Genomic DNA, 13,017 nt, shown 5'->3' on the forward strand with positions numbered 1-13,017 from the left:
TCAGATGCTCTCCCACCCGCCGCTCTTGCCGGCGCGATAGATCGCATCGATAACCCTCTGGTTCTTCACCGAGGATTCAAGCGTCATCACCTCGCCCTCGCCGCTGGCGGCGCGGACGAACGCCTCGACCTGCAGCCGGTACTGCCTGACGCCGGTGAAGCGGAAGATTTCGGTCCTGCCGTGCGGAGCATCGTGCAGGCGCACCTCGTCACCCTCATAGAGGTTCGAATTCCAGGGGGTCGACATTTCGATGAAACCCTTGTCGCCGTGAAAGGCGATGGTCTGCCGGTTGGCGAGCTGGGTGGAGATGTAGAACGTCAATTCGAACCCGCCGAAATCGGCGCGAACGCTGGCGTAACGGTCAATCCCGAAATCCGGATCGTAATCGACGGTTGCCTGAAGGCGGACCGGCTCCATGCCGGTCGCGAAGCGGGTCGTCACGGTCGGATAGACGCCAATGTCGGGAATAACCCCGCCGCCGAGCTCCGGCCTGTTGCGCATGTTCGCGGGGTCGACGTTGAAATAGGTGAATGCGCCGTCGACCTGGCGCAGCGTTCCAATGGCGCCATCGGCGATCAGGTCGCGCACCTTGTGGAGTTGCGGGTGATAGATGACCATGAAGGCCTCTGACACGGTGACGCCGTTGCGGTCGCGTGCTGCGATGACGTCATCGATCTGCCCCGCGTCCAGCGCGAGAGGCTTTTCAACGAGCACATGTTTTCCCGCGTCGGCTGACTTGATCGCCCACTCGACGTGAAGATCGGTGGTCAGCGGTATGTAGACGCCGTCCACCGTATCGGAGGCGAGCATCGCCTCGTAGGACCCGAATGCGTGCGGCGCGCCGAAGCGGCTGGCAACCTCATCCGCGCGGCTCCCATCGCGGCTGGCGACGGCGGAGAGTACGCCATTGGCGCTCTCGCAGATCGCCGGAATGACCTGCTCGCGGCCGATCTTCGCCGTCGAAAGAACTCCCCACCTGAACATATCCATTCCTTTCCGGTTGGTTGACGGATTGCCTTAACCGCCGGTGACCAGGCGCGTTCAAATGCGAACGCGCATCCCAAATCTATCTCAAAACCTCTGCCGCACACTTCTGTCACCTGTTGAGGGGCAGGCGGACATGAAGACATTTGCAACGATCTTCCTGACGATGAATACGCTTTTGGGGGCGTTTTCAACAGCGGCGCAGGCCGGGGATGCAAGACAAATCGCCCTGCACGTCAACTACATTGCGGCGCGGGCCTTCAGCGGATCCCTGGCGGTTCCGCCGGTCCCCAGGATCGGCGATAACCCGATCGAGCGGATCTGCATGACCGCCGCGCTCTATCACGAAGCGCGCGGGGAACCGCTGACCGGGCAACTGGCCGTGGCGCGGGTGATCCTGAACAGGGCGCGCAGCAGCGCCTATCCCGACAGCGTCTGCGGCGTGGTCTATCAGAACGCCCACTGGAAGAACCGCTGCCAGTTCTCGTTTGCCTGCGACGGACGCTCGGATTATCCCCGCAACGCGCGGTCCTTCAGAGCGCTGGACGCACTCTCGTCCGCAATCTTCGACAGCCGGCTCACCGACCGGCTGGTCGCATCCGATCCGCGCGAGATCAAGGCCGGCAATTTCGACCAGATCACGCATTACCACACGACCGCCGTCAGCCCGTCATGGGGCCGGAAAATCGGGCGGATCGGCCAGATCGGGGCGCATATCTTCTACCGCAGCGAACGCGTGGCGCGGAGCCTCTAACCCCGGAGCACGCCGCCCGCGGATTTGGCGACATTCTCGACGATTTTCGCCGACAATGCTTCGAGGTCCTCGTCCGTCAGCGTCCGCTCGACCGGCTGGATCGAAACTTCCAGGGCGATAGACTTCTTGCCTTCGCCCAGTGACGCGCCCTCGAACCGGTCGAAGATGTTGACGTTCGTGATCAGTTTCTTGTCGGCGCCGCTGACGGCGCGCAGGAGCGTTGCCGCCGGGACATCCCTGTCGACGACGAAGGCGTAATCGCGGCGCACCATCTGATAGGGCGAAATCTCGAGGCGCGGCCTGGTGCGCGTCGCCTTCCTCTTCGGCTCCGGTATGGCGTCCAGATAGACCTCGAAACCGGACAGCGCGCCCGACACGTCGAGTTTTTCGAGCGTTCGGGGATGGAACTCCCCGAACGTGCCGAGCACGACTTTCGGGCCCAGCTTGATCACGCCCGAGCGGCCGGGATGATACCAGCCGGGCGCGCTCGCCTCGATCTGCAGGTTCGCGACCGGCGCACCGCAGGCCTCCAGCACGGCGAGGGCGTCGGCCTTGGCGTCGAACACGCCGACCGCCTCAGCATTGCCGCTCCAGTGGCGGCCGGTTCCGCTCATCCGCGCCGTGCCCCGCCTGACGCCCGCCGCCACGCGGCGCTGACCCTCCGGCGTGTCATTCTCGTAGACCGCGGCAACCTCGAACAGGGCGACATCGCCGATGCCGCGGTCGGCATTGCGCTGTGCCGCCACCAGAAGGCCGGGCAGGGCGGAGGGCCGCATGTCGCTCATGTCGGCGGCGATCGGATTGGCCACCTTCAATGCCGGCGACCCGCCGCCGAACAGTTCGGCGTGCCCGGCCGGGATGAACGACCAGGAGACCGATTCCATCATGGCGCGCACGGCCAGCGCGCGCTTGGCGGCGCGGGTGCGGATCTGCAGCGTCGTCAGGATCTTGCCGTTGACGGCATTGTGGCTGGCGAGCGGCTGCGGATCGATATTGTCCTCGCCGTGAATGCGCATGACCTCCTCGACGAGATCGGCCTTGCCCTCGATGTCCGGTCGCCATGACGGAACCGCGACATCGGCGCGCTCGCCCTTCGCCGAAACCTCAAATCCGAGCCGGGTCAGGATGCCGGCCGACTCGTCCTTGTCGATGTCGACACTGGTCAGGCGCTTTACTTCGGAGAACGGGAAATCGACGATTTTCGGGACGTAGCCGTCAAAACCCACGATTTCCGGCTCGCTTGGGCTCCCGCCGCAGATGTCGAGAACCAGTTGCGTGGCCAGTTCCATCCCGCCGACCATGAATTCCGGATCAACACCGCGCTCGAAGCGGTAGCGCGCATCGGTGATGATGCCGAGGTCGCGGCCGGTCCGGGCGATGTTCATCGGGTTCCACAACGCCGATTCGATCAGCACGTCGGTTGTGTTTTCGTCGCAGCCCGAATGTTCGCCGCCCATGATCCCGGCAATCGACTCGACGCCGTTATTGTCGGCGATCACGCACATCTCCGGCGTCAGAGTGTATTCGCGCTCGTCCAGCGCCAGCACCGTCTCGCCTTCTCTTGCCCGGCGAACGACCAGATTGCCGGCGACCTTGGCGGCGTCGAAGACGTGCAGGGGACGGCCACGGTCGAACGTGACGTAATTGGTGATGTCGACCAGTGCGTTGATTGGCCGGAGTCCGATGGCGATCAGGCGCTGCTGCATCCATTTCGGCGACGAAGCATTGTTTACGCCGCTCACCAGACGCAGCGCAAACCCCGGACAGAGTTCCGGCGCCTCGATGGTCACCTTCACCGGGCATTCGCCGTTTCCGTTAGCCGGAGTCACATCCGGCGTCTTCAGCCTGCCGAGACCCGCCGCGGCGAGATCGCGCGCGATGCCCGAGACGCCGGTGCAATCCGGACGGTTCGGGGTGAGGTTGATCTCGATGACCGGATCGTCAAGACCGGCATAACTCGCGAAGGACGAACCCACGGGGGCGTCTTCCGGCAAATCGATGATGCCGGTGTGGGCGTCGGACATCTGCAATTCGCGTTCGGAACACATCATGCCGTGCGATTCGACGCCGCGGATCTTGCCGACCGAAAGGGTGACATCGATGCCCGGCACGTAGTCTCCCGGAGCGGCGAATGCGCCGACGAGCCCGGCGCGGGCGTTCGGCGCGCCGCAGACAACCTGCACCGGCTTCCCGTCGCCTCTGTCGACCGACAGGACCTTCAGCTTGTCGGCGTCGGGATGTTTTTCGGCGGCCAGGACCCTGGCGATGACGAACGGCCTGAACTGGGCCTTGTCGTCTACGTTTTCGACCTCGAGCCCGATATTCGTCAGCCGCTCGACAATGTCGTCAAGCGAGGCGTCGGTTTCCAGATGGTCTTTCAACCAGGAGAGCGTAAATTTCATCGGTCAAATGTCCATATCGTCCGTTTAGTACGGCCTTGTCAGCAAGGTTTTTTCAAACCTCACCAGATCGTCGTTCCCGTTCGGTTTTTCGCTGGGAAGGTAGGTGCTTTGGGCGGAGAGAGAATGTCGACCGCCACGGAGCCAATACGTCATGGCGCCACCCCATCGGCCGTTTCGCCCACCAATGGGAGCGGTTGCCATCCCTGCAGCAACGCGAAACTCTCGCGATCGAAGCGGAAGCTGTTCCCCTGCGCCTGTTGGTCAAGGTCCCTTGAAATCGGTTGGCCGGTCAACGCCGCAAGCGCCAGCGCGCCCACCCCGCCATGAGCGACGACAACGGCCCTGCCCCGAGGCGCGTGCTCGGCTACATTGCGGAGTGCTCCCATAATCCGAGCCTGCGCGTCGACCGCGCGCTCCCATCCCTCGATACTCAGTTCCGGGTGGGCAAAGAAGGCCTCAACCAGTTCCCAGAATCGCGGCGGAGCGACAAATCCGGTGGCAGAGCGATCATTTTCGCCAAGCGTTGCGTCCTCATGAACCGCCAGTTCGAGTCGGGCGCCGACGATTTCCGCACCTTCTCGGGCCTTGCGCTCCGCCGAACACCAGACCGAGGTTGCAGTCGAGACAATGTCCGTCTCCGCAAAAGCCCGCATGCGCGCGCGTCCGGCGGCTGACAACGGCCAGTCCGGTACCGGAATAGCTAGATCGATCAGCACCTCCGGGTGGCTCACATAGAGGATGTCGCCCAACGGCAGCTTCGTCACCCGCTCAGTCCTCCGAACAGCGTCGGCATGTCGAGTGGACGGAAGCCGTAATGGGTGAGCCAGCGCACATCGGCGTCGAAGAAGGCGCGCAGATCCGGCATGCCGTATTTCAGCATGGCAAGGCGGTCGATGCCGATGCCCCAGGCAAATCCCTGGAATTCGTCGGGGTCGAGCCCGCCGGAGCGCAGCACGTTCGGATGCACCATGCCGCAGCCGAGGATCTCCATCCAGTCCGATCCCTCGCCGAAGCGGATTTCGCCGGGCTTCGACCGGTCGCACTGGATGTCGACCTCCATCGACGGCTCGGTGAAGGGGAAGAAAGACGGCCGGAAGCGCATCTTCACGTCCTCGACCTCGAAGAATGCCTTGCAGAATTCCTGCAGCACCCACTTCATGTTGGCGACATTGGCGGTGCGGTCGATCACCAGACCCTCAAGCTGATGGAACATCGGCGTGTGGGTGGCGTCGGAATCGCTGCGATAGGTCTTGCCCGGAATGACGATGCGAATCGGCGGCTTTTGCGCCTCCATGGTGCGTATCTGCACCGGCGAAGTGTGGGTGCGCAGCACCTTGCGCTCGCCATTCCCGTCCGGCGCGAGGAAAAAGGTGTCATGCATCTCGCGCGCCGGATGGCCGTCCGGGAAGTTGAGCGCCGTGAAATTGTAATAATCGGTCTCGATGTCCGGCCCTTCGGCGATCGAGAATCCCATGTCCGCGAAGATCGCGGTGATCTCGTCAACAACCTGGGTCAGCGGATGAATGCGGCCGGTCTCGGCCGGCGACGGGCGCACCGGAAGGGTCACATCGACGGTCTCGGTGACCAGCCGTGCCTCGATCGCGGCGTCGCGCAGCTCTGCCTTGCGGGCGGCGATCGCCTCGGCGACCCGGTCGCGCAGGCCGTTGATCGCCGGTCCCATGACCTGGCGCTCCTCCGGCGTCATCCGGCCCAGCGTCTTGAGACGCTCGGAAACCGTGCCCTTCTTGCCGATCGCGCCGACCCGCACGGCCTCGATCGCCGCTTCGTCGGAAGCCGACGCAATGTCGGCCATCAGGTTTTCTTCCAGATGTTCCAGTTCCTGCAGCATGATCCGTTTCCGGTTGGCGCGATCCGGCGTGTACCTAGCCGCGCAAATTCAAAGGTTCAAAGAAAAACCCGCGTCTGGGCCGGCCAGCGCGGGTTTCTCATTTTTCCATCGAGAAGGCGCTGACTTAGCGGACAGCGCTCTCAAAAGCGTTCGGCGTGGTCTCTTTCAGATAGGCCAGCTGTTTCTTGGCCTGGGCGACCAGAGCACCGAATGCCTCGGGCTCGTGGATCGCCATGTCGGACATCACCTTGCGGTCGAGCTCAATGCCGGCCTTGGTCAGGCCGTCGATCAGGCGGCCATAGGTAAGGCCGTGCTCGCGGGCGGCGGCGTTGATGCGCTGGATCCACAACGAGCGGAAATTCCGCTTGCGCACCTTGCGGTCGCGATAGGCGTATTGTTTCGCCTTGTCGACGGCCTGCATCGCGGTGCGGATGGTGTTCTTGCGGCGGCCGTAATAACCCTCCGCCTGCTTCAGGACTTTCTTGTGCTTTGCGTGAGACGTCACGCCGCGTTTTACACGTGCCATGGGTTTTCTCCTTGGTTCCGGTCGTGACGGCCTAGCTGCCGTATGGCATCATTTTCTTGACGATCCTGGCATCCGGCTCGGCCAGCACCATGGTGCCGCGCGCGTCGCGGATGAACTTATTGGACCGCTTGATCATGCCGTGCTGCTTGCCGGCGGCGGCGACCTTCACCTTGCCCGTGGCGGTGATCTTGAAGCGCTTCTTGCAGGAAGACTTCGTCTTCATCTTGGGCATTTTGCTCTCCGTTTTCTTTTGCGCTCTATCGCCGCTTCAATGAGGAGACAGGGGACCGGCGCATGCACGCGGACCCGCGCGGTCTAGGTCATGTTCCTCAAGCGATGTGAGCTTTTTGGCATTCAGAACGGACACGGCATGCCCTGCCGGACCGTTCGAGACGCGGCTCTATAGACTCGCGGCGACCCAAATGCAAGCATTGCCGGGCACATGCGGGAGAGGGAACCCATGGGCAAGGACAAGAGATTCCTGGACAAGGCCTATTCGGTCAAGACGGACGCACAAACACGCTCGTTCTACGATCAATGGGCGGAAGTCTATGACGAGGAAGTGGCGGAGAACGCCTATCAGCAGCCAAGGCGCTGCGCGCAGGCGCTGGCGGGCCTGACTGCGCCTTCCGAGACGACGATTCTGGACGTCGGATGCGGATCGGGCCTATCCGGCATAGCGCTCGACGTCGCCGGGTTCCAGACCATCGATGGCTGCGATTTCTCGCCCGGCATGCTGGCAAAGGCCGGCAAGACCAATGTCTACCGGCGGCTGTTCGAGACCAATCTCAACGAGCCTCCGATGGACGCTCCGGACGGCCGTTATGACGCGGCGGCCTGCGTGGGCGTGTTCTCCTTCGGCCATGTGAAGGCCGAGGCGCTCGACGACATCCTGCGTGTGCTGAAGCCCGCCGGCGCGCTCGTGATCGGCCTCAACGACCACTTCTACGAGGAGGGCTCGCTGACGACACGGCTCGAATTGCTCGAGAGCGAGGGCCTCATGGAAATCCTAGACCGGGAACATGGCGAGCATATGCCCGGCACAGGCCTCAAGGGCTGGGTGATCACCGCGCGCAAACACTGAGCAGATCGAGCGTTGAGCAGATCGGAACGGTCCGTTCACCGCGAACATGGAACCACGCGGAAGGGCGTCCGTTGACGGGCGACTCCCAACAATCGAGGTTCACATGGCAAAGACCGACATCCTGCTCAAGCCCTCCAAGCTCGGCGACATTTCCGTTCCCAATCGCGTTTTCATGGCGCCGCTGACGCGCAACCGCGCGCATGACGACGGCACGCCCTGGGAAGAGGCCGCGACCTATTACGCGCAGCGCGCCAATGCGGGCCTGATCATCACCGAAGCGACCCAGATGCACCCGCTCGGCAAGGGCTACATCCAGACCCCGGGCATTCACGAGCCCAAACATGTCGAGGCCTGGAAGGAGATCACGCGCGCGGTTCACGCCGCCGGCGGGCGAATCTTCGTGCAATTATGGCATGTCGGCCGGATCCGGCACTCCTCGATCGAGCCCGAAGGCGAGGCGCCGGTCGCGCCGACCGCCGAGGCTGCCGAGGCGCAGACATTCACCAAGAAGGGCTTCGAGCCGACCTCCAAGCCGCGGGAACTGACCGTCGGCGAGATCGAGGCGCTCGTCGCCGACTACGCCAAGGCCGCCCGCAACGCCATGGAAGCCGGGTTCGACGGGGTCGAGGTGCATTGCGCCAATGGCTATCTGCTCAACCAGTTCCTTCATTCCGGCTCCAACAAGCGGGATGACGAGTACGGCGGATCGATCGAAAACCGCTGCCGGTTCCCGCTCGAGGCGGTCGACGCCGTCATCGCCGAGATCGGAGCCGGCCGGGTTGGCGTGCGCACCTCGCCGCTCGGCGAGGCGAACGACGTGCCGGAGGACGATCCGCGCGCGCTCTACACCTATTTCCACGGCGAACTGGCAAAGCGCGGTCTCGCCTATCTCCACGTGATGGAAAGCTTCCCCGGCAGCGACCGCTCGGAAGAGAAGCGCGCCGTCATCGAGGATGTGCGCAAGGCGTGGAACGGGTTCTATATCACCAATGGCGGATACGACGCCGAGCGGGCCGCGGAAGCGCTGGAGACCGGCCACGCCGATGCGGTGGCCTTCGGCCGGCCCTATATCTCCAACCCGGATCTCGCGGTCCGCATCGCGATGAATGTCGAGTGGGCGGAACCCAATCAGGAAACCTTCTACGGCGGCGGCGAGAAGGGCTATACCGACTACTCCGACGCCACGCTGAAGGCCGCCTGACAGCGGTCGCACAACAAAAAAGCCGGCGTCTGATCCGGACGCCGGCTCCTTCGCCTCGATCTCGACTATTCGCCTAGCGCGGCGCGAGGACCATCATCATCTGCCGGCCTTCGAGTTTCGGCTCGGCCTCGACCTTGGCGATCTCCTCGGTATCGCCCTTCACCTTCTGCAGCAGTTCATAGCCCAATTCCTGGTGGGCCATCTCGCGGCCGCGGAAGCGCAGCGTGACCTTGACCTTGTCGCCCTCTTCGAAGAACCGGTGAATCGCCCGCATCTTCACGTCGTAATCATGCGTGTCGATGTTCGGACGCATCTTGATTTCCTTGATCTCGACGGTCTTCTGACGCTTGCGGGCCGCTGCGGCCTTCTTCTGCTGCTCGTATTTGAGCTTGCCGAGGTCGACGATCTTGGCGACCGGCGGATTCGCGTTCGGAACGATGAGGACCAAGTCGAGACCCGCCTCTTCGGCAATCTGCAGCGCTTCTTCGGTGTCGGTGGGGCCGCGATTTTCCCCGTCGGCGTCAATCAGCTGAATACGGGGTTCGCGAATGTCGCGGTTGGCGGTTGGGCCAGTCTTCTGGACGGGTGGTGCTCGGAATGGACGGCGAATGGTCGTTGTCTCCTGGTCTGTTTCGGGCTCTGGTTCAGAGGGAACGCGCTATGTCGGCATTCCAACGGCGCTGTCAATAGCACGGCGTTGCGGAAAAATCACCACTGCCGCGCGACAAGGCTTCACAGAACGGGGCAAGCCGCGCAATACCCGTTGGAGCAATGCGCAAACGGGACGGAAAGATGGATCAACCCGAGAAAATAACGGTTTCTGGCGTGGAGATCGCCTACCGGAGGCGGCAGGGGGGCGAACCCGGCCTGATGTGGCTCGGCGGGTTCCGGTCCGACATGCTCGGCACCAAGGCCGAGACGCTTGACGAATTCGCCGCCGAGCGGGGATTTGCCTATGTGCGGCACGATTACTCCGGTCACGGGGAATCGGGCGGAGAGTTTGCCGAGGGCACGATCTCGCGCTGGCTTGCGGAAAGCATTGCGGTGTTTGAGCGCTGCACCTCCGGGAGGCAGATCCTGGTCGGATCGTCGATGGGCGGCTGGATCGCGCTGCGCATGGTACAGGAGCTGAACAGGGGAACGCCCGACGACCGGATTGCCGGACTGGTGCTGCTTGCCCCCGCGCCCGATTTCACCAGCGAATTGCACGAGCCGAAGCTGACCGACGCGCAGCGGGGCGACCTCGAAGCGAAGGGCTTCTATGAAGAGGAAAACGACTATTCCGACGAGCCTTACCTCTTCACCCGGGCGCTTTTCGAGGACGGGCTGAAGAACCGCGTCATGACGGAGACGCTCGACACGCATTGCCCGGTCCACATCCTGCAGGGGATGGCGGATCCCGACGTGCCGTTCGCCCATGCGCAGAAGCTGGTCGAGTTCCTGCCGAAGGACGACGTGACGCTGACGCTGATCAAGGATGGCGACCACCGGCTGTCGCGGCCGCAGGATCTGGCGCTCCTGAAACGAACCGTCGGCGCGATGGCATCGCGCGTCACAAACGAACGCTAGTGCGGTTCTCGGCCTTCTCCGCCGGGTTTGTCGCCAGTGTCGTCGGTTTCGGGGGCACGCTGGCGCTCATTCTCGCGGCGGCAGAGGCGGTCGGGGCGACGACGGTCCAGACCGCAAGCTGGGTGACGGCGATCAGTCTCGCCATCGCCATCGAGACGCTGTGGCTGTCGTGGCGCTTCCGCATGCCGATCGTCGCAGCATGGTCGGCGGCCGGGCTCGCGCTCGTGGGGGCAAGTCAGGGCTTCACGATCAACGACGCGGCCGGCGCCTTCCTGCTGGCGGGGCTGATGCTGCTCGCCACGGGCCTGTTCAAACCGCTCACCCGCCTTGTGGAGCATATCCCGCAAGCCGTTTCGGCGGGCATGCTGGGCGGAATCCTGTTGCCCTTCGTGCTGGCCGCCGTGAAGGCTTCCGGCCTTGAGCCGGCCTTCGTGCTGCCGCTCGTGCTGCTGTTCTTTGTCGTTCGGGTGTTCAGCCCCTCGGCGGCGGTGATCGTGGTTCTTGCGGCGGGCGTCCTGATCGCGACGCTGACCGGGCAGACGACGGGAACCCTGTCGTTGCGAATTTCGACCCTGACACTGGTGCGGCCGGACTTCTCGATGACGGGATTCTTCGGCCTGTCGCTGCCGCTTTATCTCGTCACCATGGCCTCGCAGAACCTTCCGGGTCTCGCCGTGCTGCGGGCCAGTGGCTACGCGCCGCCCGCCGGATATCCGGTTGCGGTGACGGGCGGGATCTCGGCGCTGACCTCGATTTTCGGGGCGAGCACCACCAATCTCTCCGCCATCACCGCCGCCATCTGCACCGGAGAGGATGCGCATCCCGATCCGGGCCGTCGCTGGCACACCGGGCTCTGGTATGCGGGCTGCTATTTCGTCTTCGCCCTGTTCGGCGCGTCCCTTGTCGCCATCGTCGCGGCGATGCCGGCCTCATTGATCATGCTGGTGACCGGTCTTGCTCTTCTTGCGCCGCTTGCCAATGCGACGACAATCGCGATGCGCGACGACCAGCACCGTGTTGCGGCGATCGCCACCTTCGCGGTAACGGCCTCGGGCATCGCCTTTTTCGGGGTCGGGGCGGCGTTCTGGGGTCTTCTGAGCGGCCTCGTGATAATTTTTTTGCCCCGTCTCGACTGGAGAAAACTCCAGTGAGTCGCGTTTCGGAGCCCGGAAGTCCGGGCTTTCCGACTTGCAAAGCGAAATCGCGATCCCCAACTCGATAGCAGACGGCGATCACCTTCGCCGGCACTTCGAGAAAGGGTAACGAATGACACAGACCGCTCTTATCCGCCCGGCGTGGACGCCAGCGACGATCGCACTGATGGTGCTCGGCTTCATGATCTTCTGGCCGCTCGGCCTGGCGATGCTGGCCTACATCATCTGGGGCGACAGGCTCGACGGCTTCAAGCGCGAGGCCAACGACGTGACAGACAGGATGTTCCGCGGCTGCCGCCGCGCCGCCCGCCACAGCCATCACGCCCCCACCGGCAACGTGGCCTTTGACGACTGGCGCGAGGGCGAACTGGAGCGCCTTACCAAGGAACGCCGGAAGCTGGACGAAATGCGCGCCGAATTCGACGATTACATGCGCGAACTGCGCCGCGCCAAGGACCAGGAAGAGTTCGACCGGTTCATGCGAAACCGAAAGACCGGCGGAAACAATCCGAACGGCGATGTGACCGACGTCACGGACCAAAGCTGAGTTCGAGCCTTAAACATGGTCTGACCTCCCACGGACCTCCAAGGCTCCGCCCGCGGCTCCCCCGGCCGCGGGCTCTTTTTTGTTCCCGCATTTCGCGAGAATCGGATAGATCGTCCTGATGGCTTTCCGCTTCGCCCGCAACCTCATGGCAGATCCTCCCGCCCCCGCCGTGCAGCGCCTTACGCACGATGTTGCCGGGCGGACATTGCCGCTGCGGATCGCCGAGAATCCGCGCGCACGCCGGCTGACATTGCGCATCAAGCCGGGCGCCAAGGGGCTAAGTGTGACAACGCCGGTCGGCATCTCGATGCTCGAGGTCGAGCGGTTCCTGCACCGCAATCGCGGCTGGCTTGAGGAGAAGCTCCGGGACGTGCCCGAGAAGCCGGTTGTCAGGCCGGGCATCAGGATTCCGGTTCGCGGGGTCAATCACGAGATTGTCCACGAACCGGGCCGCGGTGTCACCCGCACCGTCCGCGGCGAGGCCGGCGCGCAGCTCATCGTTCGCGGAGATCGCATTCATCTGCCGCGCCGAATCGCCGACTTCCTGAAGAAGGAGGCGCGCTCCGATATCGGGGCTCTGGTCGAGAAGCACTCGGCGGCGGTCGGCCGGAAAGCGAAGTCGATCCGGTTCAAGGATACCGTTTCGCGCTGGGGCTCGTGTTCCTCGGAAGGCAATCTGTCGTTTTCCTGGCGCATCATGATGGCGCCCAGGCCGGTCATCGACTACCTCGTCGCCCATGAGGTCGCCCATCTGGTACACATGAACCATTCGAAGGAATTCTGGGCGCTGTGCGAGGAACTTTGCCCGGACACCAAGCGCTGCAAGGCCTGGCTCAAGAAGAACGGCGGGGCGCTGCAGGCGATCGCGTTTTCCTGAATCCTGCATCGCGGTGGCGGATTGGGAGCGATAGCGCCCTCGACTCTTGGACGCCGCCGCGCTAACTCCG

Annotated in this window: 14 protein-coding genes; 7 read left to right on the forward strand and 7 right to left on the reverse strand. The window is 63.7% G+C overall.

Annotated elements, in window-relative coordinates:
• On the reverse strand, window positions 1-984 hold the full coding sequence (locus LC298_RS03715; protein WP_131565810.1) for a Gfo/Idh/MocA family protein: 984 nt from the start codon (window positions 982-984) through the stop codon (window positions 1-3).
• 136 nt (window positions 985-1,120) lie between these two features.
• On the opposite strand from LC298_RS03715, the gene LC298_RS03720 reads away from it, so the two are divergent.
• A complete protein-coding gene (locus tag LC298_RS03720) occupies window positions 1,121-1,738 on the forward strand; it encodes a cell wall hydrolase (RefSeq protein ID WP_158284657.1) in 618 nt (205 codons plus the stop codon).
• Here the strand turns inward: LC298_RS03720 and pheT are convergent.
• The 5 genes from pheT to rpmI all read right to left on the reverse strand — a co-directional run bounded on the left by pheT (window position 1,735) and on the right by rpmI (window position 6,747).
• A complete protein-coding gene (gene pheT / locus LC298_RS03725) occupies window positions 1,735-4,140 on the reverse strand; it encodes a phenylalanine--tRNA ligase subunit beta (RefSeq protein WP_131564555.1) in 2,406 nt (801 codons plus the stop codon). The genes LC298_RS03720 and pheT overlap by 4 nt on opposite strands.
• 149 nt (window positions 4,141-4,289) lie before the next feature.
• The gene (locus LC298_RS03730) at window positions 4,290-4,904 is read right to left on the reverse strand and encodes a histidine phosphatase family protein (protein WP_199223161.1); all 615 of its coding nucleotides are present in this window, start codon (window positions 4,902-4,904) and stop codon (window positions 4,290-4,292) included.
• Window positions 4,901-5,989, reverse strand: coding sequence for a phenylalanine--tRNA ligase subunit alpha (gene pheS, locus LC298_RS03735; RefSeq protein ID WP_131564553.1), 1,089 nt, complete (start codon window positions 5,987-5,989; stop codon window positions 4,901-4,903). Before pheS ends, LC298_RS03730 begins: the two co-directional genes overlap by 4 nt.
• Window positions 5,990-6,113: 124 nt before the next feature.
• Window positions 6,114-6,515, reverse strand: coding sequence for a 50S ribosomal protein L20 (gene rplT, locus LC298_RS03740; RefSeq protein ID WP_131564551.1), 402 nt, complete (start codon window positions 6,513-6,515; stop codon window positions 6,114-6,116).
• 31 nt (window positions 6,516-6,546) lie between these two features.
• Window positions 6,547-6,747: a 50S ribosomal protein L35 gene (gene rpmI, locus LC298_RS03745; RefSeq protein ID WP_131564550.1), complete on the reverse strand. Its 201-nt coding sequence runs from the start codon at window positions 6,745-6,747 to the stop codon at window positions 6,547-6,549.
• Window positions 6,748-6,975: 228 nt separating this feature from the next.
• Here rpmI and LC298_RS03750 point away from each other — a divergent pair, with 228 nt between their 5' ends.
• Both LC298_RS03750 and LC298_RS03755 read left to right on the forward strand, forming a co-directional pair.
• Window positions 6,976-7,599: a class I SAM-dependent DNA methyltransferase gene (locus tag LC298_RS03750; RefSeq protein ID WP_158284656.1), complete on the forward strand. Its 624-nt coding sequence runs from the start codon at window positions 6,976-6,978 to the stop codon at window positions 7,597-7,599.
• 103 nt (window positions 7,600-7,702) lie between these two features.
• Window positions 7,703-8,800, forward strand: coding sequence for an alkene reductase (locus tag LC298_RS03755; RefSeq protein ID WP_131564546.1), 1,098 nt, complete (start codon window positions 7,703-7,705; stop codon window positions 8,798-8,800).
• Between the two features lie 73 nt (window positions 8,801-8,873).
• On the opposite strand, the gene infC is transcribed toward LC298_RS03755, so the two are convergent.
• Window positions 8,874-9,410 carry a translation initiation factor IF-3 gene (gene infC / locus LC298_RS03760; protein ID WP_131564544.1) on the reverse strand — a complete coding sequence of 179 codons (537 nt, stop codon included), beginning with the start codon at window positions 9,408-9,410 and terminating at the stop codon, window positions 8,874-8,876.
• A gap of 182 nt (window positions 9,411-9,592) precedes the next feature.
• Between infC and LC298_RS03765 the strand changes: the two genes are divergently transcribed.
• The 4 genes from LC298_RS03765 (at window position 9,593) to LC298_RS03780 (ending at window position 12,947) form a co-directional block, all read left to right on the forward strand.
• The gene (locus LC298_RS03765) at window positions 9,593-10,369 is read left to right on the forward strand and encodes an alpha/beta hydrolase (RefSeq protein ID WP_131564542.1); all 777 of its coding nucleotides are present in this window, start codon (window positions 9,593-9,595) and stop codon (window positions 10,367-10,369) included.
• Window positions 10,369-11,520, forward strand: coding sequence for a benzoate/H(+) symporter BenE family transporter (locus LC298_RS03770; protein ID WP_131564540.1), 1,152 nt, complete (start codon window positions 10,369-10,371; stop codon window positions 11,518-11,520). Before LC298_RS03765 ends, LC298_RS03770 begins: the two co-directional genes overlap by 1 nt.
• Window positions 11,521-11,635: 115 nt before the next feature.
• Entirely contained in the window at window positions 11,636-12,070 is a 435-nt protein-coding gene (locus LC298_RS03775; protein ID WP_131564538.1) for a DUF2852 domain-containing protein, read from the forward strand.
• 118 nt (window positions 12,071-12,188) lie between these two features.
• Window positions 12,189-12,947, forward strand: coding sequence for a M48 family metallopeptidase (locus LC298_RS03780; RefSeq protein WP_131564536.1), 759 nt, complete (start codon window positions 12,189-12,191; stop codon window positions 12,945-12,947).
• Window positions 12,948-13,017: the final 70 nt, after the last annotated feature.

Origin of the sequence: Oricola cellulosilytica (assembly GCF_019966575.1) — a bacterium.
In the GTDB taxonomy this organism is placed as follows: Bacteria; Pseudomonadota; Alphaproteobacteria; order Rhizobiales; family Rhizobiaceae; genus Oricola; species Oricola cellulosilytica.

Coding starts and splice junctions, on each gene's coding strand:
- LC298_RS03775 (WP_131564538.1), top strand. CDS start 11,636: ATGACACAGACCGCTCTTATCCGCCCGGCGTGGACGCCAGCGACGATC.
- LC298_RS03720 (WP_158284657.1), top strand. CDS start 1,121: ATGAAGACATTTGCAACGATCTTCCTGACGATGAATACGCTTTTGGGG.
- LC298_RS03750 (WP_158284656.1), top strand. CDS start 6,976: ATGGGCAAGGACAAGAGATTCCTGGACAAGGCCTATTCGGTCAAGACG.
- rpmI (WP_131564550.1), bottom strand. CDS start 6,747: ATGCCCAAGATGAAGACGAAGTCTTCCTGCAAGAAGCGCTTCAAGATC.
- LC298_RS03780 (WP_131564536.1), top strand. CDS start 12,189: ATGGCTTTCCGCTTCGCCCGCAACCTCATGGCAGATCCTCCCGCCCCC.
- pheT (WP_131564555.1), bottom strand. CDS start 4,140: ATGAAATTTACGCTCTCCTGGTTGAAAGACCATCTGGAAACCGACGCC.
- LC298_RS03715 (WP_131565810.1), bottom strand. CDS start 984: ATGTTCAGGTGGGGAGTTCTTTCGACGGCGAAGATCGGCCGCGAGCAG.
- pheS (WP_131564553.1), bottom strand. CDS start 5,989: ATGCTGCAGGAACTGGAACATCTGGAAGAAAACCTGATGGCCGACATT.
- rplT (WP_131564551.1), bottom strand. CDS start 6,515: ATGGCACGTGTAAAACGCGGCGTGACGTCTCACGCAAAGCACAAGAAA.
- LC298_RS03755 (WP_131564546.1), top strand. CDS start 7,703: ATGGCAAAGACCGACATCCTGCTCAAGCCCTCCAAGCTCGGCGACATT.
- LC298_RS03765 (WP_131564542.1), top strand. CDS start 9,593: ATGGATCAACCCGAGAAAATAACGGTTTCTGGCGTGGAGATCGCCTAC.